General features: G+C 63.0%; 22 protein-coding genes. 5 read left to right on the forward strand and 17 right to left on the reverse strand.

Annotation, left to right across the window (positions count from 1 at the left end; translation table 11 throughout):
• Positions 1-29 precede the first annotated feature (29 nt).
• The 3 genes from argA (at position 30) to ACE3RX_RS02560 (ending at position 3,411) form a co-directional block, all read left to right on the forward strand.
• Entirely contained in the window at positions 30-1,382 is a 1,353-nt protein-coding gene (argA, locus tag ACE3RX_RS02550) for an amino-acid N-acetyltransferase (RefSeq protein WP_374479994.1), read from the forward strand.
• Between the two features lie 80 nt (positions 1,383-1,462).
• Complete coding sequence (locus ACE3RX_RS02555) at positions 1,463-3,073, forward strand: diguanylate cyclase domain-containing protein (RefSeq protein WP_374479996.1); 1,611 nt, start codon at positions 1,463-1,465, stop codon at positions 3,071-3,073.
• A gap of 65 nt (positions 3,074-3,138) precedes the next feature.
• Positions 3,139-3,411, forward strand: coding sequence for an oxidative damage protection protein (locus ACE3RX_RS02560; RefSeq protein ID WP_374479998.1), 273 nt, complete (start codon positions 3,139-3,141; stop codon positions 3,409-3,411).
• 6 nt (positions 3,412-3,417) lie between these two features.
• On the opposite strand, the gene ACE3RX_RS02565 is transcribed toward ACE3RX_RS02560, so the two are convergent.
• The 16 genes from ACE3RX_RS02565 to ACE3RX_RS02640 all read right to left on the reverse strand — a co-directional run bounded on the left by ACE3RX_RS02565 (position 3,418) and on the right by ACE3RX_RS02640 (position 21,576).
• Entirely contained in the window at positions 3,418-3,744 is a 327-nt protein-coding gene (locus tag ACE3RX_RS02565; RefSeq protein WP_374480000.1) for an EscU/YscU/HrcU family type III secretion system export apparatus switch protein, read from the reverse strand.
• Positions 3,741-4,892 carry a flagellar hook-length control protein FliK gene (locus ACE3RX_RS02570; protein WP_374480002.1) on the reverse strand — a complete coding sequence of 384 codons (1,152 nt, stop codon included), beginning with the start codon at positions 4,890-4,892 and terminating at the stop codon, positions 3,741-3,743. Before ACE3RX_RS02570 ends, ACE3RX_RS02565 begins: the two co-directional genes overlap by 4 nt.
• 27 nt (positions 4,893-4,919) lie before the next feature.
• Positions 4,920-5,264, reverse strand: coding sequence for a flagellar protein FliT (locus ACE3RX_RS02575; RefSeq protein ID WP_374480004.1), 345 nt, complete (start codon positions 5,262-5,264; stop codon positions 4,920-4,922).
• Positions 5,265-5,283: 19 nt separating this feature from the next.
• A complete protein-coding gene (fliS, locus tag ACE3RX_RS02580; protein ID WP_374480006.1) occupies positions 5,284-5,697 on the reverse strand; it encodes a flagellar export chaperone FliS in 414 nt (137 codons plus the stop codon).
• A gap of 30 nt (positions 5,698-5,727) precedes the next feature.
• The gene (fliD, locus tag ACE3RX_RS02585; RefSeq protein ID WP_374480008.1) at positions 5,728-7,131 is read right to left on the reverse strand and encodes a flagellar filament capping protein FliD; all 1,404 of its coding nucleotides are present in this window, start codon (positions 7,129-7,131) and stop codon (positions 5,728-5,730) included.
• Positions 7,132-7,309: 178 nt separating this feature from the next.
• Positions 7,310-7,702, reverse strand: a complete 393-nt coding sequence (locus tag ACE3RX_RS02590; protein ID WP_374480010.1) for a flagellar protein FlaG — start codon at positions 7,700-7,702, stop codon at positions 7,310-7,312.
• 77 nt (positions 7,703-7,779) lie between these two features.
• Positions 7,780-8,661: a flagellin gene (locus ACE3RX_RS02595; protein WP_374480012.1), complete on the reverse strand. Its 882-nt coding sequence runs from the start codon at positions 8,659-8,661 to the stop codon at positions 7,780-7,782.
• 286 nt (positions 8,662-8,947) lie between these two features.
• Positions 8,948-13,405, reverse strand: coding sequence for a glycosyltransferase (locus tag ACE3RX_RS02600; RefSeq protein WP_374480014.1), 4,458 nt, complete (start codon positions 13,403-13,405; stop codon positions 8,948-8,950).
• A gap of 19 nt (positions 13,406-13,424) precedes the next feature.
• Entirely contained in the window at positions 13,425-14,495 is a 1,071-nt protein-coding gene (locus ACE3RX_RS02605; protein ID WP_374480016.1) for a hypothetical protein, read from the reverse strand.
• Positions 14,492-15,430, reverse strand: coding sequence for a WxcM-like domain-containing protein (locus ACE3RX_RS02610; RefSeq protein ID WP_374480018.1), 939 nt, complete (start codon positions 15,428-15,430; stop codon positions 14,492-14,494). The genes ACE3RX_RS02605 and ACE3RX_RS02610 overlap by 4 nt, the downstream gene beginning before the upstream one ends.
• Positions 15,427-16,539: a DegT/DnrJ/EryC1/StrS family aminotransferase gene (locus ACE3RX_RS02615; protein ID WP_374480020.1), complete on the reverse strand. Its 1,113-nt coding sequence runs from the start codon at positions 16,537-16,539 to the stop codon at positions 15,427-15,429. Before ACE3RX_RS02615 ends, ACE3RX_RS02610 begins: the two co-directional genes overlap by 4 nt.
• Before the next feature lie 210 nt (positions 16,540-16,749).
• Positions 16,750-17,580: an alpha-1,2-fucosyltransferase gene (locus ACE3RX_RS02620; protein ID WP_374480022.1), complete on the reverse strand. Its 831-nt coding sequence runs from the start codon at positions 17,578-17,580 to the stop codon at positions 16,750-16,752.
• Between the two features lie 46 nt (positions 17,581-17,626).
• Positions 17,627-18,796 carry a DegT/DnrJ/EryC1/StrS family aminotransferase gene (locus ACE3RX_RS02625; protein ID WP_374480294.1) on the reverse strand — a complete coding sequence of 390 codons (1,170 nt, stop codon included), beginning with the start codon at positions 18,794-18,796 and terminating at the stop codon, positions 17,627-17,629.
• The gene (locus ACE3RX_RS02630) at positions 18,793-19,716 is read right to left on the reverse strand and encodes a GDP-L-fucose synthase family protein (RefSeq protein ID WP_374480024.1); all 924 of its coding nucleotides are present in this window, start codon (positions 19,714-19,716) and stop codon (positions 18,793-18,795) included. The genes ACE3RX_RS02625 and ACE3RX_RS02630 overlap by 4 nt, the downstream gene beginning before the upstream one ends.
• Positions 19,717-19,749: 33 nt before the next feature.
• Positions 19,750-20,853 carry a GDP-mannose 4,6-dehydratase gene (gene gmd, locus ACE3RX_RS02635; RefSeq protein WP_374480026.1) on the reverse strand — a complete coding sequence of 368 codons (1,104 nt, stop codon included), beginning with the start codon at positions 20,851-20,853 and terminating at the stop codon, positions 19,750-19,752.
• 66 nt (positions 20,854-20,919) lie between these two features.
• Positions 20,920-21,576 carry an HAD family hydrolase gene (locus ACE3RX_RS02640; protein ID WP_374480028.1) on the reverse strand — a complete coding sequence of 219 codons (657 nt, stop codon included), beginning with the start codon at positions 21,574-21,576 and terminating at the stop codon, positions 20,920-20,922.
• 273 nt (positions 21,577-21,849) lie between these two features.
• On the opposite strand from ACE3RX_RS02640, the gene tcdA reads away from it, so the two are divergent.
• Complete coding sequence (gene tcdA / locus ACE3RX_RS02645; protein ID WP_374480030.1) at positions 21,850-22,638, forward strand: tRNA cyclic N6-threonylcarbamoyladenosine(37) synthase TcdA; 789 nt, start codon at positions 21,850-21,852, stop codon at positions 22,636-22,638.
• Here the strand turns inward: tcdA and ACE3RX_RS02650 are convergent.
• On the reverse strand, positions 22,613-23,458 hold the full coding sequence (locus tag ACE3RX_RS02650) for a peptidoglycan DD-metalloendopeptidase family protein (RefSeq protein ID WP_374480032.1): 846 nt from the start codon (positions 23,456-23,458) through the stop codon (positions 22,613-22,615). The two genes, tcdA and ACE3RX_RS02650, sit on opposite strands and share 26 nt — an antisense overlap.
• Positions 23,459-23,569: 111 nt before the next feature.
• Here ACE3RX_RS02650 and ACE3RX_RS02655 point away from each other — a divergent pair, with 111 nt between their 5' ends.
• A complete protein-coding gene (locus ACE3RX_RS02655) occupies positions 23,570-23,935 on the forward strand; it encodes a sirohydrochlorin chelatase (RefSeq protein ID WP_374480034.1) in 366 nt (121 codons plus the stop codon).
• The last annotated feature ends 25 nt before the right edge of the window (positions 23,936-23,960 follow it).

Raw genomic sequence — 23,960 nt, forward strand, 5'->3', positions numbered from 1 at the left:
CGTTTAACCCCGATGGTCTGGAAGTGCCTGTGAATTCGTCTGTTACCGCTCCTGTCGCCGAGCGTGCCGAGCAGTTGTCCCAGCGTTTTGTTGCCTGGGTACGGGCTGCTGCACCCTATATCCACGCCTTCCGTGGCAAGACTTTCGTGTTGGGTTTCGGCGGCGAGGTGGCGGGTGCCCATCTGGTCGAGAAGCTGGCCTATGACTGCAATCTGCTGGCGGCGCTGGGCGTTAGGCTGGTGCTGGTGCATGGTGCGCGTCCGCAGATCGAGGCCGAACTGCTTCGGCGCGGCCTGACGCCGCGCTATCACAAGGGCTTGCGTGTCACCGACGCGGCAGCGCTGGAGTGCGTGAAGGCGGCGGTGGCGGTGACGCGGCTGGAGGTCGAGGCGCAGCTTTCCCAGGGCTTGCCGAACACTCCGATGGCCGGCAGCTATATGCGTGTGACCGGCGGCAACTTCCTCACCGCCAAACCGGTTGGCGTTGTCGATGGTGTGGATTACGGCTTCACCGGTGCGGTACGCAAGGTGATCGCCGAAGAGATCGCCGCCGACTTGGACCAGCAGAACGTGGTGTTGATGTCGTCCCTCGGCGTGTCGCCGGCCGGCGAGATCTTCAACATGAGCATGGAGGCGGTGGCTGAGGCGGTGGCCATCGCCCTCAAGGCCGAGAAGCTGATCTACCTGTGCGATGCGCCCGGCCTGCTCGATGCGAAGGGCGGGCTCATCGAGGCCATCACTGCCGACGATGCGGAGGCGATGCTGAACGCCGGTGAAGGGCTGACCGAGGATCTCGACCTGTACCTGCCCTGCGCGATCCGCGCGGTGCGCAAGGGGGTCGGTCGGGCACACCTGATCGACCGGGACAAGGACGGCGGCCTGCTGCTGGAGTTCTTCACGCCCCAGGGCGTGGGTACCGTGCTGACCCGCGACCCGCTGTTCCGCCTGCGTGAGGCGACCATCGAGGACGTGGGAGCGCTGGGCAGCGTGATCGCGCCGATGGAGGCCGACGGCACGCTGGTGCGGCGTAGTCGCGAACGGCTGGAGCAGGAGATCGAGCGCTTTACGGTCGTCGAGTACGACGGCGTGCTGGTGGGGTGTGCGGCGCTGTATCCCTTCATGGATGAGCGCGCGGCGGAAATGGCCTGCGTGGCGGTGGTGCCGGAACACCGGCGGGCCGGCTTGGGCGAAATGCTGCTGCGTCGCATCGAGGTCCGTTCCCGAGCCCTCGGCGTGGAGCGCCTGTTCGTGCTGACGACCCGTACCGCCGATTGGTTCCGGGAGCGGGGCTTCCGTGAAGTACCACCGGCCGAGTTACCACGACAGAAACTCGAGATGTACGACGTCAGCCGGCGCTCCAAGGTTTTCATGAAGGCTTTGTGAGGATGCGGTCGAGACCCCGGTTCAAGTTTCAAGTGCCTTCCGCCCGGGGCCGTCGACCGAGGTGGGGCTGGCTTGCGCTCGTGCCGGGTCTGACATGCCTGCCTGCCCACGCAGCACTACCGCCAGGCATGGAGTCGCCGGTGGTGACGCTGACGGCGGGACTGGCGACGATGGCCGGGCTGGCGGGGGCTTATCTGATCCTGCGGAGCCAGCGTCTGCCGCGTCCCGAGGAGCATGACTTGCCCGGGAGCGAGATGGGCGGTGATGCCAGGCAGGCCTCCGCCGATATGGAAGAGGCCGGCTTGCCGACACCACGCCATGGCGGAACACGGTATTTCCTGGAAGCCGCGGCGGCCGATCGCGGTATAGAGGGCTGGATCAACGCGGATGGCACCCTGTTCTGGATCAATGGGGCGATCGAGCGCGCCACGGGCCACAGTGTCCATGAGGTTCTTGCCGGAGATTTCATCGATCTGCTCGTCTATGACCGGGATCGCCGTTACTGCCGTGATCAGGTCGCGTTGGCCTTGCAGAGCGGGACCGTCGTGGAGTTTGAATTGCGGCTGCTGACAAAGGCAGGGACGACGCTGTGGGTTCTCGCCCGCTGGCAGCCGATTCATGATGAAGCCGGTCAACTGTTGGGTATGCGGGCGACGCTGAGCGATATCCAGGCGCGCAAGGAGGCCGAGTACAAGCTGCTCGAATCGGTTGCTGCGTTGCGCCGGGCCCAGGCCCTGTCCGAGCACTACCTCCGCCGCAGCAACGAGGAGCGTTCCCGCCTGTCGGCACTGCTGGACGTGGTGCGGGTTGGCATTCTGTTCATGGATGCGGATCGACGAGTGGTGTACTGCAACCGGGCGCTTTACGACATTTGGGATTTGAGCGCGGCGGAGAGCTTCGTTGGCGTGCGCGATGTGGTGCTGCAGCAGCACGTGATGGAGCGGGTCGCCGACCCCGATGCTTATCAGCGGCATGTCGCCGAGGTCTTGAGCTGCCGCGAGCCGAGCGAGCCCTTCGAGATTGCCTTCCCCGACGGACGAATCGTGACCGATTTTTCTCGCGTGGTGCCCGGCCCGGATGGCGCCCGCTCGATTGGCCGGATCTGGGTCTTCGAGGATGTGACCGAGCAGCGCAAGGTGGCGGGTCAGTTGATGCGCCTCGCCGAGCGCGATCCGCTGACCAACATCTTCAACCGACGGCGCTTCCATGAAGAGCTTGAGCGCATGCTGGCGGATGGCTGCCGCCACGGCGAGGATGTAGGTCTGCTGTCCATCGATCTGGATGGTTTCAAGCCGGTCAACGACAATTTCGGTCATCAGGCGGGTGATCGGGTGTTGATCGGCCTGGCCAATGCGGTGGTGGCAGTAGTGCGCCGCAATGAGATGTTCTTCCGGATGGGCGGTGACGAGTTTGCGATTCTGGTGCCCTCTGGCACGCCGACGGAACTTTCCGAGCTGGCGCGCCGGGTGTGTACCTGCATCGCGGCCCTACGCTTCGACTTCGGTACGGCAACGGTTGGCGTGACCGCCAGCATCGGCATTGCCATCAGTTCAGGCTGCGGACATGATGGTGAGTCCTTGATCGGGGCGGCCGATCGGGCGATGTATGCGGCCAAGGCCCGTGGCGGCAATGGCTGGGCGTTTGCGGAAAGTGATGAGGCGCGACTGGATCCCCCCGACGTGGCGGGCTAGAATCTTGCTACCCCATGGGCAGCAGCGGTGCTGCCCCGGAATCCCAATTCAAGAGGTGAAGAAACATGGCACGGATGGTCAACTGTGTGAAGCTCGGCCGTGAGGCCGAAGGTCTGGATCTGCCGCCGATCCCCGGCGAGCTCGGCAAGAAGGTCTTCGAGAATGTCTCCAAGGAAGGCTGGCAGCAGTGGGTCAAGCACCAGACCATGCTGATCAATGAGAACCGCCTGAACCTGATGGATGCGCGTGCGCGCAAGTACCTGGCCGAACAGATGGAGCGCTATTTCTTCGGTGGTGGTGCCGATCAGATCGGTGGCTACGTTCCGCCCAAATCCTGAGGCGGCTCAGCGCTGTACCGTTTGTGCGGCCCCGGGGAACGGGGCCGCTGCCTTTTGGGCCCCCTGTTCCAGGCTGTACAGCCAGGCCAGCAGTTCGGCCACCGCGACGTAGAGCTCGGGTGGGATCCGGGCGTCCAGGTCCACCTGCATAAGCAGCGCGACCAATTCCGGGGATTCGTGTACATAGACCCCGGCTTCCTTGGCCCGGGCAATGATCTCCGCGGCAATCAAGCCACGACCCTTGGCCACTACCGTTGGTGCCGAGGCATTGGCGTTGTAAGCCAGCGCGACGGCTTCGGCGCGGACTTCCAACGGTGCTTCGGGGCGGTTCACGGCGTGCTCCTGAGCTCGGCCACCAACCCGGTGAGTGGCACATTGGCAGCGGCCAGTGCGTCGGCAAGGCGGGGTTCGCCCAATTGCAGGGCCTCACGGGTCGCGTTGTCATCGGCGAGCAGGCGCACGGCAATACCCGCCGGAGTCAGGTGCAGGCGGGCCTCGATACCGCCGAGGCTCGGCAGCGTCAGGCGCAGGGTCGAGTTCCAGTAAGGTTCGGGCTCCTCTTCACCGTCATGTGCCCCCCGTTCGTCGGCGGACGGATCCTCGATCTCCCATTCCATCATCTGCCCCGGCCAGATCTGCCCTTGCCACACGGCCTGATGGGTGGCGAGGGTGTCCAGTTGCTGATGCACGATAGGCAGCAGTTTCTCGGCGATTGGTGCCGTATTGTCGGTTTTTCCACCAGACAGGAGGGCGTTGCCAGTGCTTTCAGTGGTGCTGCCGACGCCGCCTTCCCCGCCGGATAAAAGGCGGGTCTGAATCTCGGCCGAAAGCGCACCGGCTGGAGTATTGCTGGGCTGGGGCGCGGTTGTGGGCATCTGGGGCGTGGCGGGCATGCTGCCCTGGGGCTCTCGGCGCAGGGCAGCGGTGTCCAGTTGACCGGACAACCAGCGGGCCTGGTGGGCTTCGTAGAACAGGCCGCTCTCGGTGACGGCTGTGCCTAACTGGCCGGCCAGCTGGCTCGCTGCAGCCTGCGTCTGCGGAGCTGTCGGCAGCAGGGGCTGACCGCCGTTGAGGCTGGCGCTGGGGACTGACGGTTGGCCGGTCAGCAGGAAGCTGATCAGCTTGCCGGTCTGGCTGAGGGCTGCCTGACTTGGAAGGGGGGGCGTCTCGCCGCCGGGCTGGGCCAGGGTGGCCATCACGGCCTGTGGTGTGACCTTGCTGACGATCAGTTCGAGGGTGTCGCCCGCCTTCACTGATTGCGGGAGCGACAGGATGACCTCACGGCCGTCGATCCGGGCGTGATAGGTGTTGTCCTGCGCGATGGCCTGGAGCGTGGCGGTGATGCGCTGCCCTGGCGTGAAGTCGGGCAGGATGGAGGTGACGGCCCTGACACGGGCTGTCGGGGCAACGGTGGGCTCGCCGGAAAAAAAACTCGCTTCGGTGAGCATCCGCAAGCGGGAGGCGAGGTCGCCGGGAATCATGGTGAGACCACCTGCCTGCCCGGGCGTTTAGCTCTGGTCGGGCTCGCCGTAGGCCTTGCGCACGTTCCGTTCGCGCGTGCCGCCGGACAGCAGCTGACGCACGTTGTCCATCCAGGGCTCGGTATGGACGCGCACTTCCTTGTCATCGTCCAGGATGCGGCGGATGAGTGCCATCTTCTTCTGCCGCTCGTCCTCGGACATGCGCTTCTGGCGTCCCGGAAAAGCAAGGGCCTCTTCGACGCCAAGACGGTCGCGCAGGGAGGCAACCTGCTTCTCGAGGCGGGAAAGGCGATCCCAGTCGTTGGCACGGGCCGCATCGACCATCTCGGTCGAGTAGGTGCTCATTTGTTCCAGCAGGGCAAGGGAGCTCATGCAGATATCTCCGGCAGTCTTAGCGGTTGGCCTGGTCGGACGTGCCGATTTCTTCCCAGGCGCCTTTCAGTTCGGAAAGCAGTTTCGCGACTTCGTCGAGAGCCGGCTTGCTGTTGTGCAGGTTGGCATAGATGAGTCGTTGCAACATGTAGTCATACAGGGCGCCAAGGCGCTCGGCGAGATCGCCTCCCGCTTCGTAATCGAGACTGACCTTGAGGCCGTTGCCGATTATCTCGATGGCGTGGGATATTGCCTTGCCCTTGGCGGGGACATTGTTGGACTCAAGCGCAGCTGTCGCAGTACCGATCTGCAGCAGGGCGCCTTCGAAAAGCATCAGGATCAGCTTATGCGGATCGGCGGTGGAAACCCCGGTTTCGAAGCCGACTTCGCTGTAGGCGGCAGCGGCACGACGGGAGGCGAGGCCGAACGACATTGTGTTCTCCGTTTGGGTTGATCTTACGGCTTATTTGCTCAGCAGCGCGAGCTGTTGTGTGAGGTAGGTGCTCGTCGTGTTCATGCTTGCCATCGTCGTATCAAGGGCGGTGAACTGGGCCCGATAGGTCTGCTCAATGATGGTCAGCCGATTGTTGAGCGCGTCGATCTGTTTACTAATGCTCTTGGTGCTGGCGGTCAGGCCATCGGTGCGACTGGAGATGACCCCTCCGGTGCCCAGCAGATCAGTGGTCGTTGTCTTCAGCGCACTGCCGTAGGCGCCAATCGCGGTTGCTACGGCGGAGAAGTCGGTGTTGGCGGCCTTGTCGAATTTCGTGCTGTCGACCGTCAGGCTGCCATCGCTCTGGAAGGAGATGCCGAGGGAGCTCAGGGTCTTGTAGGCGTTGCTCGACAGGCTCGCGGGAGTCCCGGTCAGGGCCGCACGTACCTGGGACTGAATGGTCCGCAGTGAGGTGTCTCCATTCAGGACGGCAGCGGTCTTGGTCGTCGCGTCGTAGGCTCCGAGGCTCTTGATCGACGAGTTCAGGTTGTTGTACGCCGTCACGAAGGTATTCAGCTTGTCTTTCAGATCGGAGGTGTCTCGGCTGACCGTCAGGGTCGTGGAGCCGGTCTTGCTGACGGTGAGGTTGATACCATCGAGCGCATTCGCGATGGTATTGCCGCTGGTCGCAATCGAGACGCCCTGGATCTTGACGACGGCATCGGTTGCCGCCTGGGTCTGCGTAAAGGCGCTGCCAGCTGCGATGGGCGTGCCCGGATTGTTTTCATCGACGTAATTGGCTGGATCGACAAACGTCGCCGTGCCGCCAAGGGTGACCTTGTTGGCTGTACCACCAGTTGTTGCCGTCAGCAGCAGATTCTGCTTGCCGGTTGTGTCAGTGACGATGGTCGCGCTGGCGCCCGCATTGGCATTGTTGATAGCGTCGCGAACGGCGGCAAGGGTGTTCTGGCTGCTGTCCAGGTTGATCGTGGACGTGGAGCCGGATGCCAGGCTAATGGTCAGCGTGCGTGAGCTGTCCGCACCGAAGGTCAGCGCGCGTGCGCCGGCGGCGTAAGTCGTGTTCAGGGCCAGACGCTGATTGGTCGCCAGTGACGTGACGTCAATGGAGTAGGTGCCGGCAACGGCCGAATTGCTGGTTGTTGCCGATGCGATCGTGGAATCGGCAAAGGTTGCCTTGTAGGCGGAAAAAGATGCCGTTGCCGTCTGGCCGGCGGAGGGGGTGAGCGCCTTTGCCGCCGTCTGCAGGGACGAAAGGGCACTCTTCAGCGTACCAATGGCGGAAATCTTGGACTGATAGCTGCTCTGCTGCTTCTGCAGTTGCGAGAGTGGTTGTCGCTCGATCGACATCAGGCCGGTGACCAGGGACTCGACATTAAGTCCGGAGCCGATACCTGCAGATGAAATGGTTGCCATGATGCGCCCCCGTGAAGCTATGTTCCTGCTGTTTGCGATTACGGCTGATGCGCCGGAAACTTGAGCGCGTCAGCGTGACTGCATTTGATCAGCATGGACCGTGCCAGCCGGCCAGGGTTCCTTCCAGAAAAAAACCCACCTGGGGGGTGGGTTGGTGGTCCGCATGCTCGTGCACAGGCTAGACTTTTTGCCTGACGAGCAGGCCCTGCAGTTTATCGAGGGCCTTGGCTATAGCCAGGACTTCTTCTGACGGAATCTGGCGGAGAACCTTTTTGGACTCCGTATCGACGACCTTCACCACGGTGGAGCCTGTGTCCTCGTCGATCGAGAACTGCAGACTCTGCGCCGTCTGCTTGATGACGTCCTGGATTTGCGTGACTGCCTGGGCCAACTGCTCAGGCGTCAGTGGCGTGCTTCCGGTTTGCTCTACCTGATTGGCGGTCTTCACTGCCTTGGGGTCGTCGCTAGGAGTTGCAGCATCGGCCTGACGGGTGCCGCCAACGCTGCTGGCTGGCCGTGCCGGCGGCGAATACTGCTGCGCTGCGCCGGGTCCGACGGGTTGAATGCTCATGATGATCTCCTAATTGTGCAGATTGCGCCGTGCCTTTTATGGCGCGGCGCCTGCTGCGGCGAACAACTCTAGGTGCGTTAGCGCAGGAGCGACAGCACGTTGTTGGGCATGCTGTTGGCCTGGGCCACCATGGCAGTGCCAGCTTGTTGCAGGATCTGGCCGCGGGTCATGTTGGCAGTTTCCTGGGCAAAGTCGGCATCCATGATGCGGCCGCGGGACGACTTGGCGTTTTCGGAGGCGACTTGCAGGGTCTGCACGACCGACGCGAAACGGTTTTGCACGGCACCCCAGTTGGCGCGGGCAGTGTTCAGGGTGTCAAGCGCGGCATCGAGTGACGCAATGGCGGCTTGGGCATTTGTTGAGCCACTCCCGCCAATGGATGCAGCGGTAACGGCACCTGATGCACCTACCGAGGCAATAATCGCCCCTGCTGTTGTCGATCCAAAAGAGGCGCTAGACAAGCCAACTTGACCGCTAGTTACAGAGATCGAGTCAGTGCTGGCCGTGCCTGCGCCAACTTGGAACGAAAAGCTTACCGCCGAAGTCAGCACACTCTGGCCATTGAAGGTAGTGCCACCCACGACGCGGGCAATTTCCTGGTTCAACTGCTGGAATTCGAGATCCAGGCTGGCGCGATCGCCGCTGGTGTAGGTGCCATTGGAGGCCTGAACCGCCAGTTCGCGCATCCGCTGCAGGTTGTCGGTGATGGCCTGCATCGCGCTTTCAGCGGTTTGTGCCATGGAGATGCCATCGTTGGCGTTGCGGATCGCAACGTCAAAGCCCTTGGCTTGGGCGTTCATGCGGTCGGCGATGGCCAGACCGGCGGCGTCATCTGCTGCGCTGTTGATGCGCAGGCCAGAGGACAGGCGTTGAACGGCCTTGGACAGGCCTGCCTGGGATGCGGACAGATTGCGTTGCGCATTCAGCGACATCGCATTGGTGTTGATTGTGGCAGCCATTTTGGTTCTCCTTCATTCCGTTCAAGACATAAGCGTTCGGCCTAACTTTGGTTCGCCTTGCCCGGTGAGTGTAAGGCAACCGCCGTTGAGTCCATTAACGGGATGAGCCGCAAAGACTTTAGAAAAATATGTTGACTTTTTTCAATTGTTTTTTTTTGCGATTCTTGGCGGATTGCCGCTTGGCTAGTGATAGCGGCCAAAACACGCAAAGCTTTAGGGCGAAAATGCGACTTCGGCACATTTTTTCCAGCCATCGATATGCCCGATGGCTGGAGTTGGACAACCGTCAGGAACCGTAGGCCGCGAACCAGCTCGCGGTGTGATTCTCCAGGATGAAGCCATCCTTGACCCATTGCTGGAGGGCCAGGCCGGCCTGTTTCAGGGCTTCCGGTTCCGCGAGCTGTTCGCGGATGGCGCGGATCCACAACTCGGGATCATTGCGCAGGCGTGTCACTGGAGCGTTCTGGTACGGGAAGATGTCCGTGCAGATCACCGGCCAGGCCATGATGCCGTATTCAAGCAGCCGCAGGTTGCTCTTGGCTTCGTTGAAAGGATGGATTTCCAGCGGGGCGATCGCCAGGTCCAGATCCATGGCGGCGAGGGCCTGGGGGTACTTGCGGTAGTCGAGCTCGTAGCCGCGGTCTTCACGGACGAAGGGCTTCAGCGCATCGGGGCACATGCCCATGAAGATCCAGTCCACCTCATCGGCCAGTGCTTCAACCACCGGGTAAATGAGCTCGAGGTCGCCGTGATGTTGCTGGGCGCCGGCCCAGCCGACACGGGGCTTGCTGCGAGGCTTCCGCGGTGGTGCCACGTCGCCCCACAGGGACCATTCCAGCGTGTTCGGCATGATCCGGATGTCCTCGATCATGTCGGCACACAGGTCAGCCAGGGGCAGCGTGCTGACGACGACACGATCCATCAGTGACAGGTTGCGGCGCAGACGCTGGCGCCCGTCCTTGTAGCCGTTCTTGTACATGGGGTGCTTCCTAGGCAAATCAATAACAAGATCGTCGAGCGTCAGGATTCGGCGCAGTTTGGGGAAATAGCGTGCATAGGCATCAAGTGCCTCGCTCTGCATGTCATCAAGGGGTTGATGCATGATCAGAATGTCAGGCGCTGCACGGGCGATCTCGATAGGAGTCAGGATCCGCATGGAGAAGGCCTTCGGCGGCTCGCTGATCATGGTGTGTGCTAGGCCGGCCTGGCTGATGCTGCGCAAGGGGGCGCGCAGGCGGTATTCGCCTGCTCCACCCGGTACCGGCGTGGCAAGAATACGCGGCCGGTCATGGAAATTTGTGTCCCAGTCGATGGGGGTGATGTGGTCCGGCTTGTAGGGGATTGCCAGGCTGAGGTTGCGGTTGTAGGCCGCATCGTTGGCTAGGCGTGACATCCACTGAGTGAACAGCGTGTCTGTGGCCTTTTGGCCGGCTTGCAGATCGACTAACTTGCCTTCCGGCTTGCGTTGCCGCGCAGCGAGGGAAACGCTGTTGTAGTGAACCAGCGTTGTATATGGCGTCCACACGATCTTGTGGCCTTGTTCGCCGGCGCGCAGGCAGAAATCGAGGGCACCATGGAAGAGTGGGTAGGTCCGGCCGTCAATTCCATTCAGCTGCACGAATATGCTGCGGCGTACCAGTAGCGCCGAACCACTTGCCGCGCTGAGGTTCTGATCGCACAGAGCGCGTCCCATGTAGCCTGGCTCGTCGATGTCGGCATTGTTGTTCCAGGGACTGCCCGCCACGCCGTACAGGCCGAGGATAGTGCCGGCATCCTGCACCTTGGCCGTTTCGGGATAGGTCAGGCGGGGGGCCACGATGGCGACTTCCGGGCGCTGAGCGAAGGCCATCAGTCGATCAAGCCAGTCGTCCTGGACAATGTGGGTGTCGTTGTCGAGGAAGAACAGGTAGTCACCGGCAGCCGCTGAGGCGCCAGTATTCACGCTGGCAGCCCAGCTGAACTCGCCCGGGCAGGAAAGCACTCGCGCAGGATGGCCCTGCGCATTTTCCTGCAGGGTGTTCAGATATTCGATGGTGTCCGGATCGCTGCTGTCGTTATCGACAACGATGATTTCGTAGTTCGGATAGCTCGTCCGCTCCTCGATGCCTTCGATGAGGGGGCGCAGATACTCTTCCCTGTCCCGCGTCGGAATGATGATGCTGACGAGCGGTACGTTGGGCCACTGATACTGGACCCGCCGGGTACCGAACACGGCGCCATCAAGGACGTCGGCGGTGAGTGCGCGCCGGGCCAGGTGGTCCTGCAGGGCGCTTTTTTCGGCTTCGGGGGAGAGGGAGCGTCGGGTCTGCCGGGACAGGTGGGCGAGAACCTGGCTGATATGACCGACTGCGTGCTCCCCTTCCTGGTCGAGGACGCGCAGGGACAGGTCGTAGTTCTCGGCCCCCCTGTGCGTGCCGTAGCGGCCGCTGGACAAGAAGCTTTCCTTGGCTACCAGCACCAGGCTGCCGAAGTAGGCCTGGGAGCGCAGCAGGTCGAGATTGACGTCGGGCTTGAACAGCGGGTCGGTGTAGCTGCCGTCTTCCTGCAGCGTGTCCTCGTCGCAGTAGATGAGCTTCCAGTCGGGGCGGGCGTTGATGTAGTCGGCGATGACCTGCAGCGCATGGGGTTCGAGGACCAGTCCGGGTTCGATACGGGCGAGCCAGGTGCCGGGCGAGGCCGCGGCCATCTCGTCGACCACGTAGTCGATGTGGGCTGCGTCGCGCAGGGATAGCCACTGTACGTTGGGCGCATCGGCGAGGCCTTCCGGTGCAGGCAGGTCCGTGACGACGGTCAGCAGCCAGTTGGTGTAGAGCTGGGTCGGGAGGCTGTCCAGCGTGTCGGCCAGCAGCGATTCCTCGCCAGGGTACAGCGCAAGCAGCAGGTGGATGCCTGGTTGCTGGTTCCAGGTGAGCACCATCCGTTCGGCGAGGACCTGGGCATCGATTTCCTGGAGTGTCTGGCGCGAGCGCCAGACGGCGTAGTTGTGCCGGTCGGTTTCTTCGTTTGTCCTGTCGTCCTTGGACGAAGCCCCGTTCTTGTCGGCGTTGCTGGGGGCGTTCGTCGCGGCCTTGCGAGCCTCTTCGAAGCGTGCGAGCAATTGTGAGCGGGCCTGGCGGATGTCTACGTCGCGAGTGGGGTGCTGAGCGTAAACGGCCTGGTAGAGTTCCGGCAGGCGGCCCCGTTCCCGATCCAGCATGTGGCTGCCGGCTGCGTTGAGGCGGGTGCGTACCTCGACGGTGGTGCGGTGGATGTGGCAGAAAGGCAGGACGTCCGACAGGCGCAGCAGGAATTCCCAGTCCTCAAGAGCGGGTAAAGATTCGTTGAAACCGCCTATCTGGTCGATGATTGCGCGCGGATGACTGAAGGTGTTGACCGGGATGAAGTTCTGCACCGCCAGACGATCCGCCGAGAATTCCTCATGGACCAGGGGGTTGCCGCGGCTGTGCTCGACACGTCGCCGGCCTTCGAGGCTTTCATTGACGTAGTCTGCATCCACGTAGATGACATGGCCGGGATGTGATTCGATGGCGCTGGCAAGGGTTTCCAGATGCTCGGGCAGCATCAGGTCATCATCATCCAGGTACACTACGTGCTGACCGCGGGCCAGTTTCAGGCCGGAGTTGCGGGCGGCGCTCAAACCCTTGTTGATCCCGTGCCGTATCAGTGAAATCGGAGCCGAAAACTGGTTCAGTAGGTGCTCTACGGGTTCGCCACAGTCGTTGACGAGGATGACTTCGAAGTCCTGGAAGGTTTGCTCATCGATGCTGCGCAGCGTGTCAATGAGGAGTAGCGGGCGGTTGAAGGTCGTGACAATGATGCTGAACAGCGGTTCTGTGCCGCCCGCATGGTTCGAGCGGGGAAAGAGCAGGTGTCTGATGGCTTCGCCGCGTGGCGCGTACTTGGCCTGAACGTCCGGCGGATAGCTTGCGAGGCGCCGTTCGTAGTGTTCCCATACTGGTGTGGCAGCCTTCTGCAAGCGTCGGCGGGCCGCCTGGTCGGCGAGATTCAGTTCCAGGATGCTGACGTGTTCGGCAAGGGGTTTGTCGGAGCGGTAAAAGTCCTGGGACACCTGGCCGCCATGGATACGGTAGCCGAGGGTGGCCTGCCGGAGGAAAATGAAATCGGGCGCAGTCCGGGCGATGCGTGTCCACAGTTCCCAGTCGCCGGCGGTCATGTCGGGGGCGTGTACATGGCCATCCGGCCGACGGACCCGATCGAGGACGCTGCGCCGTAACATCACGGCCGATGGCGTGATGTAATTGTCGTGGATCAGCAGGTCGACGACTTCGTCCCGATGGCCGAAATAGGAATGGGGCGGGTGTCCCGGATGGTCGGCGTGGCGGATCAGATCGCCGTTCTCGTCGATCCAGTTGCATTGCGTGTACGCCAGCGACGATTCAGGGTGCAGTTCGAGGGCGGCGAACAGGGATGCCAGATGCCCGGGATACACGAGGTCATCGGAGCCGAGCACCACGACGTAACGCCCGCTGCCCGAATCGACGCAGCGGTTGTAGTTGCCCATCATCCCCAGGTTCTGCTCATTGACAGAGAAGCTGAAGCGCGGGTCCGACGTGTAGCGCTCAAAGATGGCGACCGAATCGTCGGAAGAGCAGTCATCGAAAACGATCAGCTCCAGCGCCACCCCGGTTTCGGCCAGCACCGATTCGATGGTGTGGGAAATGAAGCGCGCATTGTTGTAGGACATGATGGCGACCGTGATGTCGGGTCGCTGGCTGTGGGACATGGTGGGTACCTGCGCAAAATTAACGCTGATGTTTGGCGGCTGACCGCGCTTCAAGGAGGGGGAGGGCGTGTTCGACGAAGCTGGCTTCGCTGGTGCCGACATTGAACAGCAGGTAATCCCTGAATCCGGAAATCTGGCCCTGCAGGAAGCCGGAGTGGCGGTGGGCCGCCTGGATTGCTGGTGCCAGTGCATCCAGATCCCTGACGACCAGGCCGATGTTCTCGCGGCGTTCGAACTGGATGCCCTTCTTGCCTTCCTCGGAGGCCGGATCGGGGGCGAAGAACAGGGCCGGCCGGCCGAAGGTGAAGGCGTAGGTGAAGCCGGTGCCCGAGATGTCGGTGAGCATCAGGTGGCTCTGCGCGTAGGTCTCGAAGTAGTTGCCCGAACGGTCCAGGGCGAACAGGGGATGGCCATCGAACTGACTGACGATGCCTTCGACTTCTTCGCGGTCCTGGTCACGCCAGGATTCCATGTGGGGACGGAAGACGACCTTGACGCCGGCGTCGGTCAGGCTGCCGATGATCTTGCGCCCGTATTGGCCGACCACTGAAAAACGGCTGTTGATGTAGTAGCCGTGGGTCGGGGCGAAGACCACGGTAAGGGGGCTCTCCGGCGGAATGAGGCCGGAGGCCTGCAATTGCCGGCGCTGGCCGTCGAGCTTTGGATAGCCGACCCGCAGCAGCAGTTTGTCGGCAAGGTTCCGCCGCCGCACCAGTGCCTCGAATTCTTCGATGTGGTGGCGTCCGGCGCAGACGATGGCATCGTAGTGGTCGAACATGCCTTCGTCGTAAACGCCTTCGAGGCTGGTCAGAGATACCAGGAAGTGCACGCGCAGCGCACCGCGGGGGAAATGGGCCGCCTGGGCGACGAGGGGGGTGAGGTACAGGGACGCGCTTTCCTGGCCTACCGCTTCCAGCGGCACGTCGAAACGATAGTCGATGCCGTTAGTCAGCGGGCCGGGCATGGAGGTGGCCGGGAAGGCATTCAGCCAGCGCACGTGCCAGCCGCGCGCGGCCAGCATGGCGGGAATCTCGCCGAGATTGAAAACATGCGAGACGTGGTAGCAGTAGCAGACGACGGAGCGGCTCATGCTGCATCTCCCGCGACGGTCACCTGTTCGAGGAACTCGTCGTAATTGCGGATGTAGTCCGCGGCGTCATATTCGTGGGAGGCGAACACCAGCAGGACGGCATCGGCTGAATAGGCGTACTGGCTGGCCCAGGTCATCGGGGGCAGATACAGCCCCTTGTTGCTGCAGTTGAGCAGGAACTCCTGGCGGTCCCGGCCATCGTCCGCGACGACCCGTACGCTGCCCTTCGTGCAGATCAGAAACTGTTCGCAGGCCTTGTGGGCGTGCTCGCCGCGCACGTCGCGGCTGGGAACGTCGAAGACCATGAAGTAGCGGCGCGGCAGGAACGGGATGTCGGTGGCAAAGTTGCCGACCGTCAGGCTGCCACGCATGTCCTGATGGCGAGGAAATTCCTTCAGGAAGACGCCACGGACCCGCGACTGGGCGTGTTCGGGCGTGCTGTCCGCGCGGGCGGTGACACCTTCTGCGGTGGTCGTCGTGTAGCCGACGATACGCGCCGGGTTGCCGACCACGATGGCGTAGGGCGGGACCGAATGAGTGACGACCGATCCGGCGCCGACCATCGCGTATTGCCCGATGGTCAGTCCAGGCAGGATCGTGGCATTGGCGCCGATGGACGCATTGTGCTCGATGACGGTCTGAGAGAAGCGTGCGGGCTGGCGCTTGCTGCGAGGGAAGGGGTCGTTCGTGAAGGTGGCGTTGGGGCCGATGAAAACATCGTTGCCGACGCGCAGGCCGTCCCACAACTGCACGCCGCACTTGACCGTCACGCGGTCGCCGAGCACGACGTCGTTCTCAATGAAGACGCTGTCGCAGATGTTGCAGTCGGCACCGATGCTGGCGCCGGGCAGAACGTGCGCAAACGCCCAGATCCGCGTTCCCGCCCCGATCCGGGGGCTTTCGCAGATCCCTTGCGGATGAATGAAATGGCTCACGTTGTCGATTCCTTCTGGGAGGCGATCCGGCAGGCCTGGATCACGGTGGCGACCTCCTCGTCGCTCATTTCGGGGAAGCAGGGCAGGCTCAGGATCTCTCGCGCGGCGGCCTCGGTGACGGGCAATGCCGGGCGGGCCTCGCCGGCGTACGCGGGCTGGAGGTGGTCTGGAACCGGATAGTGAACGTCGCTGCCGATCTGGTGCGCCTGCAGCACGTTCTGCACCACTTCCCTTTGCAGGGGGCGCACCACGCACAGGTGGGCCACGTCATCTTCGGCAGGCGTAGGCGGAAGCTGCCAGCCGATATTCTGGAGGCCCGCCCGGTAGCGGGAAACGATGTCCCGGCGGCGCTGGTTCCAGGCGTCCAGATGGGGAAGCTTGACGCGCAGCACGGCCGCCTGGATCTCGTCCAGGCGGCTGTTGCGTCCGCCGGCTTCGCGGCACTCGTATTTCTGCGTGGCCCAGCCGTACTGGCGCAGGTGCCGGACGTGGGCCAGCCGCTCGGTATCCTGCCCGGTCACCAAGCCGCCGTCGCCGAGAGCGCCGAGATTCTTGGTCGGGTAGAAGCTGAAGGCGGCCAGATCGCCCCAGGCGCCGGCGGCGCGTCCATGCCGGCGGGCGCCGTGGGCCTGGGCACAGTCCTCGATGACCGGGATGCCGTGCTGGCGAGCGAAGGGGACGATTTGCTCCACGTCAGCCATCCGGCCGTACAGGTGGGTTACGACGATGGCGGCAGTTGCCGGGGTGATGGCCGCGGCGAGCAGGCTCGGGTCCATTAGCAGCGAGTCGGCCAGGACATCCACATAGACGGGTGCTGCGCCGGCCGCGCGGATTGCGGTGCTGGCATACATGCCGGCGTTGGCGACGGTGATCACTTCCCGGCCCGGTCCGGCGCCGGCGGCACGCAGGGCCAGTTCGAGCGCGTCGGTTCCGTTGCCGACGCCGACAGCGTCCGGCGCGCCGAGGTAGGCCGCAAACTCCTGTTCGAAAGCCTTGTTTTCCGGGCCGAGGACGTAATAGCCGCGTTCGAGGACCCGCCCGATGGCTGCCCGCAATTCGGCGTCGAGCGGGGCGTTGTGGCGCTTCAGGTCGTTAATTGGCAATGTCATGGAAATCGATGTCGGAGTAGGCGTCGAGATAGCTGGCCGAATCGACTTCGCCCCACGGGCCGACGGCCGGGACGGTGCCGATGAAGAGCAGGGTCAAATTGTAATTCGAGAAATATATTGCTGCGGTATTTTGGACAGGCTGAAGATAGGGCTCATGTACTCAGAGAATCATATAGCTTTCGAACAGGTCGCTGCAAAACTGCTCAGTATTCACGCCCTTCGGACAGCTCCCTCGACGATGTGCCAGCGCTGAGCCCGTTGGTGCAGCACTGTGGTACTCAAGAAGGTGCAGAACGGATAGGGCATGTACACGATGGAATCGGGGGTTTCGGCGATGAAGGCCCCCCAATATGAAAAGGATGAATTCGACAGAATGAAGTGCTTGCAGCTGCAGAGGCCATAAAAATCCAGCAAGGGCTCTTTGGGGTCGCCATGCACGACCTGGAGATTGGGGATGCCATGGAACTCGAACTGGCAGACATTGAATTCGTCCGTGAATACCAGTGCCGGCAGTTCTCCGTGGATGCGCCGAATTTCCTTCAGTGCGTTGCGGTAATAGTCCATGCAAGCTACGCCGTGATGCCCATACTCGTGCCGGCGGACATGAATGCCGATGGTATTCATGTCGCGTATCTGCTCACCAAGCAGGCTGAGTTCGCTGTTGGGTGGAACTGGAGTCACAAGGGCGCGGACGAACCCCTCGTTGTCACCCCAGTACGCTTCATTTGACCAGTATCCATCAAGGACGATGTCCTTGTGCTCACGGGCGAGCCCGGCTATGTAGTCAAGGGCATTGGACGATGCGAGTTCGTTCAGGTTTTCCCGACAATGAAGGGCATTGGGTGGGATTGAGGTTAGGGGAACCGCACGGTTTTGAAGATTGGGGAACGCCTCGAGTTCGTACTTGAATCCGTAGCTGTAATTCGTATAGCTGTGATTCAGAAAGCGGGCTGGAACGCCGGAACGCTGCTCCACCAGCAAGCCAAAGGCAGATTGAAACAACTGGTTCCCGAGTCCGCCCTGGATGTTAACGTAAATCATAAGATGTCCTTTCTTGCATGTTGTTCCGATTGCCAGACGTCAGACCCTAACTGAAAAGCCGGGCCAGTTCGTCAATTGCGTCGGGAATGGGGTAATGGTGATTGCCGACGAATAGCCCGTTCCCGTCAATATATTCGGCATTGCCGAGTTCTCCTTGCACCTCGGCATCGAAGAAGCGCATGACCTCATTCTTGGTGAAATTGCCGGCGACGATGGGGCGGCATTCAAAGCCGATGCCTGTCAACTGGGCAATCAATTGTTCCCGGGTCAGGCCTGATCCGGGCCGGATGACCAGGCTGAATCCGAACCAGCTGCTTTGCCCGGTTTCGCGCTGGATCAGCAGATGGGGGTGGTCGGCCAGCGCCTGTTGCAGCAGGGCACCGTTGCGCCGGCGTTCGGCAATCAGGGCGGGAAGTTTGCGGACCTGCTCGACACCGATGGCGCCTGACAACTCCAGCGGCCGGACGTTGTAGCCCGGTAGTACGAAGCGGAAGGATTCCTTGAAGGGGTCGTCGCTCTTTTCACCGCAGACGTGATTGAACTTGGGCAGGTTGCGGGTCCACCCGTGGGCCCGCAGCGCAAGCAGGATATGGTGCAGTTCCTCGTCGTCGGTGACGACCACGCCCCCTTCCATGGTGGAAATATGGTGGGAGAAGAACGAGCTGAAGCTGCCCATGGCGCCGAAAGTCCCGGCTTTTCGCCCGCCGAATTCGGCACCCATCGATTCGCAATTGTCCTCGATGAGGATAATGTCGCGGCCGGCTATCAGCTCGTGGATCGTGTCGAAATCGTTCGGATTGCCGAGCAGATTGACTGCCATGATCAGGCGCGTCTTGCTGCTGATTGCGGCGGCCAGCTGTTCGAGGTCGTAATTGAGCGTATGCAGGTCGATATCGACGAAACGCAGTTTGAGCCCGTATTGGTGGAGCGGGTAATAAGTCGTGCTCCAGGACACCGCGGGGACGATGACTTCGTCGCCCCGCTTGAGCGCGTTTCCCTTCGTATAGAAGAGGGCGGCCACCATCAGCAGGTTGGCGGACGAGCCGGAGTTGACCATCACGGCATGCCGGCTGCCGATGTATTGCGCAAAGGCCTCCTCGAAAGCCCGGACCTCCGGCCCCATGCTGAACATGCCGGACCGGATCACCCGCTGCATGGCCTCTTCTTCCGCCTGGTCCCAGCTCGAGGTGGCAAGCGGGTATTTGGAGCTGCTCATCGGTCCGGGCCCTTCAGGTAATGGTCGTAAGTGATTTCGATGCCTTTCTCCAGGGGCGTCTTGGCACACCAACCCCAGCGGGCACTGCGTTCAATGCTGACGAGCTTTTGCAGCATTCCCACGGGCTTTGTCAAGTCGTGGGTGAAGCGCCCCGAATAGCCGATTACCCGGGCCGCAATTGCATAGTATTCATTGACGGTCCAGTCGCGGCCGAGGCCGACATTCATCAGCGGTGGCAGGGATTCGAATTGTTCGACCGCGCGCCACATGCAGTCGGCCAGGTCGCCGGCATACATGAACTCCCGGCGCGCCTCGCCCGAGCCCCATATCTCCACCTCGGTGCGACCCGAGGTTTTCGCCTCGTGCAGTTTGCGGATTATGGAAGGGAGCATGTGCGCGCTGTCGGGGGAGAACTTGTCGTGGCGGCCGTAGATGTTGCAGGGAATCAGCGTTTTGTACTGGTAATCGGGGGTTTCCCGGGTGATGTATTCGCAGAGCTTGGCGACGGTGATCTTTGCCAGCGCATAGCCCTCGTTGGTGGGCTCCAGTTCGCCTTGCAGGATCAGTTCTTCGTGCAGCGGATTGGTCCCGTTGCGCGGGTACATGCATGAGCTGCCGAGATTGAGCAGGGCCTTTACGCCATATTCCCGGGCGGCCAGTACCAGGTTGCGCCCGATGTCCAGGTTGTCCACCAGGAAGGCGACCGGCTCCCGCAGGTTGGCCTGGATGCCGCCGACCCTGCCGGCGGCATGGATGATGATGTCAGGTGGGCTTGCGGCGAGCCAGCTGCGTACCGCAGCGGCGTCGCGCAGGTCGAGTTCGGCGCTGCCCGGGGCCTGGATGTCATGGCCGCGGGCTTTCGGGTGGTCGAGGAAGTTGCGGCCGACCATGCCGCGTCCGCCGGTCAGGAGGATACGCACGATTGCTCTCTCAGCGGTGCCGATTGCGGGCTGTCACTCGTGGTGGTCGAAGGCGCTGAAGCCGTGCTGTTTGACGAGCTCGTCCCGGCGGGCTTCCATCAGGTCTTCGCGCACCATCTCCGCAACCAGTTCGGCAAAGCCTGTCCTGGGTGACCAGCCCAGTTTTTCCCGCGCCTTGGATGCGTCGCCGAGGAGGCTCGCGACTTCTGTCGGCCGGAAGTAGCGTGGGTCCACGGCCACGATGGGGTTCGCGGCCCGGAGGGTGCCGTCGGCGGATACCCAGTAGCCCTTTTCGTCCGTCCCGCTGCCTTCCCAGCGGATGTGCATGTCCAGTTCGTGGGCGGCGGCGTCGATGAAGTCCCGCACGCTGTGCTGGACGCCCGTTGCAATGACGAAGTCTTCCGGCTGGTCTTGCTGCAGCATCAGCCATTGCATCTCGACATAATCGCGCGCATGCCCCCAGTCACGTTTGGCGTCGAGGTTGCCCAGATACAGGCAGTCCTGCAGTCCCAGCTTGATGCGGGCAATCGCACGGGTGATCTTCCGCGTTACGAAGGTTTCGCCGCGGACCGGACTTTCGTGGTTGAACAGGATGCCGTTGCAGGCATACATGCCATAGGCCTCCCGGTAGTTGATGGTGATCCAGTAGGCGTAGAGCTTGGCGATGGCGTACGGGCTGCGGGGGTAGAAGGGCGTGGTCTCCCGCTGGGGCGTCTCCTGCACGAGGCCGTAGAGTTCGGATGTGCTGGCCTGGTAGAAGCGGGTCTGTTTCTCGAGGCCGAGCATCCGGATGGCTTCCAGGATGCGCAGCGGGCCGAGGGCGTCCGAGTTGGCGGTGTATTCCGGCTCCTCGAAGCTGACTGCGACGTGGCTCTGGGCGGCCAGGTTGTAGATTTCGTCAGGCCTGATCTTCTGGATGATCCGGATCAGGCTCGACGAGTCCGTCATGTCCCCGTGATGCAGAACGAAGCGACCGTCGGACTGGTGTGGGTCCTGGAACAGGTGGTCGATCCGGTGAGTATTGAAGAGGGAGGTCCGGCGCTTGATGCCGTGGACGACGTAGCCCTTCTGCAGCAGGAATTCCGCCAGGTAGGATCCGTCCTGGCCCGTGATGCCCGTGATCAGCGCGATTTTCATGGTGCGGGTTTTTCCTTTGGGTGGTCCTGCCGCAGGCTCCGGCCTGGAGCCTGTGTGCGTGGAGGGTCAGGCCTTGCGCAGGGCGTCGGATAGTTGGCCGGGCTGTGCCGCGGCCTTCCAGTGGGCCGGCAGCGCCTCCGCCGCGATGCTCCCGTAACCCCACGTCGCCGCGATGAACGGCAGTCCGTTGGCATCTGCCGATTCGCCGTCCTCACTGCGGTCGCCGATGTAGATGGCTGTGTCCTTCGGCAATTCGTGGTCGGCCAGCAGGCGGGCGATCATCGCGGCCTTAGTGGGCAGTCTCGGTTCGAACAGATCCAGCGCGTAGATGTGGTCGAAGTAGTCGAGCCAGCCCAGGTGGGTGAGGATCAGGCGGGTGGGGTGGATGCGCTTGTTGGTGGCGATGGACAGGGACAGGCCGGCGTCCTTCAGGGTCTTGAGCATGTCGCCGACGCCGGCATAGGCGGCGGTCTGCTTGTAGCCTTCGCTGTCGTAGCTGGCCTTGAAGCCGTCGGCGAGGCGGGCGATCAGCGCCGCGTCGGAGCTGCCGCTGAGTTGCTGCAGGGTTTCCAGCAGCGGCGGGCCGATGATGCTCTCATCGATGGCGACCACCGGGTTCAGGCCGGCGTGGGCAAAGGCGTCGCGGAAGCTGGCCAGGATGGCCGGCGCGGAGTCGATGAGGGTGCCGTCGAGATCGAACAGAATGTGCGTGTAGCGGGGCATGGGTCGGCGTGCCGGAATGCATGGATGACAGGAGGCGCTCATTATGGCGGTGTTCCCGCCTGGCGTTGAGTGCTGCAGCGCATCGCGGACTCTTCTGTGGGGGCGAATTCATTCGCCCTCCGGCGCCTGATCCAAGTCCGCGGGCGAATGAATTCGCCCCTACAGTTGGCCCCTGTGGGGCCGCTCTGGTTCGTATCGTCTCTCCTTCGCAATTTGCCCCACCATGGGCGTCCGGGTCGATAATTGCGCCCTTTGTTTGTGGATGGTTTGCCGATGGATGCTTCCGACTTTTCCGCCCCCGACGATTCCCGCCGCTTCGGCGGCCTGGTCCGCTTGTACGGTGAGGCTGGGCGGACCCGGCTGGCGGAGGCGCGGGTCTGCGTGGTTGGCATCGGCGGCGTTGGCTCGTGGGCGGCCGAAGGCCTGGCGCGCAGCGGTGTCGGCCGGCTGACCCTGATTGACCTCGACCATGTGGCGGAGTCCAACATCAACCGCCAGATCCACGCCTCGGACGCGACCCTTGGGCAGGCCAAGGTGGAGGCCATGCGTGAGCGCATCGCCGGCTACAACCCGGGCTGCCGGGTGGATGTGGTGGATGACTTCGTGACCGCTGACAACACTGCCGAGCTGCTGGGTGCGGGGTTCGATTACGTGGTGGATGCCATCGACGCGGTACGCGTGAAGGTGGCGATGATCGCCTTCTGCCGGCATGCCGGCGTGCCGGTGGTTACCTGTGGCGCCGCCGGCGGACAGATCGACCCGACCCAGATCCGCGTGGACGATCTGTCGCGGACCATCCAGGACCCGCTGCTGGCCAAGGTGCGTGGGCAGTTGCGCAAGGGCCACGGCTTTTCCCGTGACCCGAAGAAGAAGTTCGGTGTGGAGGCGGTGTTCTCCACAGAGCCGCTCCGCTACCCGTCGTCCGATGTGGCCTGCGAGGCGTCGGTGGGCGGGCCGGCCGGTCTCAACTGCGCCGGCTTCGGCTCTGTGGTGACGGTGACTGCCAGCGTCGGACTGTTCGCCGCCGCGCGGGTCCTCAACGGGCTGGCTGCGGCCCGATGAACAGGGCGGGATCGACCGCTGCGCCGTTCAGATAGACGCTCCAGTGCAGGTGCGGGCCCGTGGCCCGGCCGCTGCTACCGGACTGGCCGAGCACTTCGCCGCGGCGTACCGCCTGGCCGAGCGTGACGTTGGCCTTGTCCAGGTGGCAGACCATGCTGACGAAGCCCTGGCCGTGGTCCACAAAGACGGTTTTCCCGTTGAAGTAGAAGTCGTCCACCAGCGTCACCACGCCATCGGCGGGGGCGCGTACAGCGGAGCCAGTCGGCACAGCCACATCCAGGCCGGTATGCGGCGCGCGGGGCTCGTCGTTGAAAATGCGGCGCAGGCCGAAGCGGCTGGACAGGCGGCCAGTGGCCGGTAGCGCGAGGTCCGTGCGCGGCACCGGCACGTCGCGGAACTGGCTGCGTACGGAAATCTGCCGCTCCCGCTCGGCGTTGATGCGGTCCAGGTCCTCCTCGTCGGGATTGACCATCTTGGGGTTCTTGATCGTCAGGCGCTGCACCGGGTAGGCCTTGGCGGCCACGTGGAAGGGCAGGCTGCGGCGGGCGCCGTCCGGGCCGAGTTCCAGGAATTGATCGCCGACCGGTGTGTCGAGGGGCAGGCCGACCAGCGCGTACCAGCCTTCCCGGCGCTGTTGCAGGAGCACCGGGTGGCCAGCGTAGCGGACTTCCGGGCGTGGCGCGCCGGCATCCGCGACGAGGATCGACGCGACGCCGCCGGGAACGGATTCCGGACGCAGTTCGGCGTGGGCGGGGAAAATGCTGCTGGCCAGGAGTGTGAGGGTGGCGACTGCACGCCGTGTGGAGGGTGGGATGGGCATGTCGGAACGGCGAAGGCTGGGGGAGCGGGATTTGACCATGTTCCACCCACGGCGTGGATTAACATCGAGTATGGTCACATCAGTTTTGACGCAGATTGGTAGGAGTAGAGGATGACGCAGGACGCAATCGTATTGTTTGCCCATGGGGCGCGGGATCCACAGTGGGCTGAGCCGGCCCGCCGCATTGCGGCGGAGGTGCAGCGCCTGCGGCCGGACACGCAGGTGACGGTCGCTTTTCTTGAACTGATGGAGCCGACCCTGGCAGAGGCGGTGGAGGCTTCGGTTGCGGCCGGTGCGCGCAGTCTGCGCATCGTGCCGCTCTTCCTGGCCCAGGGTGGCCACCTGAAGCGCGATGTGCCGGTGCTTGTGGAGGCCGCCAGGGCCCGCCATCCGGACTGTCGTATCGAACTCGTGGCGGCAGTCGGCGAGGACGAGGGCGTCGTGCGGGCGATGGCGGCGTATTCGGCAGGAGCCTGACGCTGGCGACGGAAGGGCTTTCTGC

It is taken from the genome of Zoogloea sp. (assembly GCF_041914405.1).
Classification (GTDB): Bacteria; Pseudomonadota; Gammaproteobacteria; order Burkholderiales; family Rhodocyclaceae; genus Zoogloea.

Excerpts from the sequence above, each read along its gene's own strand:
- ACE3RX_RS02560 (WP_374479998.1), top strand. The coding sequence starts at position 3,139 with ATGGCACGGATGGTCAACTGTGTGAAGCTCGGCCGTGAGGCCGAAGGT.
- ACE3RX_RS02570 (WP_374480002.1), bottom strand. The coding sequence starts at position 4,892 with ATGATTCCCGGCGACCTCGCCTCCCGCTTGCGGATGCTCACCGAAGCG.
- ACE3RX_RS02575 (WP_374480004.1), bottom strand. The coding sequence starts at position 5,264 with ATGAGCTCCCTTGCCCTGCTGGAACAAATGAGCACCTACTCGACCGAG.
- fliS (WP_374480006.1), bottom strand. The coding sequence starts at position 5,697 with ATGTCGTTCGGCCTCGCCTCCCGTCGTGCCGCTGCCGCCTACAGCGAA.
- fliD (WP_374480008.1), bottom strand. The coding sequence starts at position 7,131 with ATGGCAACCATTTCATCTGCAGGTATCGGCTCCGGACTTAATGTCGAG.
- ACE3RX_RS02590 (WP_374480010.1), bottom strand. The coding sequence starts at position 7,702 with ATGAGCATTCAACCCGTCGGACCCGGCGCAGCGCAGCAGTATTCGCCG.
- ACE3RX_RS02595 (WP_374480012.1), bottom strand. The coding sequence starts at position 8,661 with ATGGCTGCCACAATCAACACCAATGCGATGTCGCTGAATGCGCAACGC.
- ACE3RX_RS02600 (WP_374480014.1), bottom strand. The coding sequence starts at position 13,405 with ATGTCCCACAGCCAGCGACCCGACATCACGGTCGCCATCATGTCCTAC.
- ACE3RX_RS02605 (WP_374480016.1), bottom strand. The coding sequence starts at position 14,495 with ATGAGCCGCTCCGTCGTCTGCTACTGCTACCACGTCTCGCATGTTTTC.
- ACE3RX_RS02615 (WP_374480020.1), bottom strand. The coding sequence starts at position 16,539 with ATGACATTGCCAATTAACGACCTGAAGCGCCACAACGCCCCGCTCGAC.
- ACE3RX_RS02620 (WP_374480022.1), bottom strand. The coding sequence starts at position 17,580 with ATGATTTACGTTAACATCCAGGGCGGACTCGGGAACCAGTTGTTTCAA.
- ACE3RX_RS02625 (WP_374480294.1), bottom strand. The coding sequence starts at position 18,796 with ATGAGCAGCTCCAAATACCCGCTTGCCACCTCGAGCTGGGACCAGGCG.
- gmd (WP_374480026.1), bottom strand. The coding sequence starts at position 20,853 with ATGAAAATCGCGCTGATCACGGGCATCACGGGCCAGGACGGATCCTAC.
- ACE3RX_RS02640 (WP_374480028.1), bottom strand. The coding sequence starts at position 21,576 with ATGCCCCGCTACACGCACATTCTGTTCGATCTCGACGGCACCCTCATC.
- tcdA (WP_374480030.1), top strand. The coding sequence starts at position 21,850 with ATGGATGCTTCCGACTTTTCCGCCCCCGACGATTCCCGCCGCTTCGGC.
- ACE3RX_RS02650 (WP_374480032.1), bottom strand. The coding sequence starts at position 23,458 with ATGCCCATCCCACCCTCCACACGGCGTGCAGTCGCCACCCTCACACTC.
- ACE3RX_RS02655 (WP_374480034.1), top strand. The coding sequence starts at position 23,570 with ATGACGCAGGACGCAATCGTATTGTTTGCCCATGGGGCGCGGGATCCA.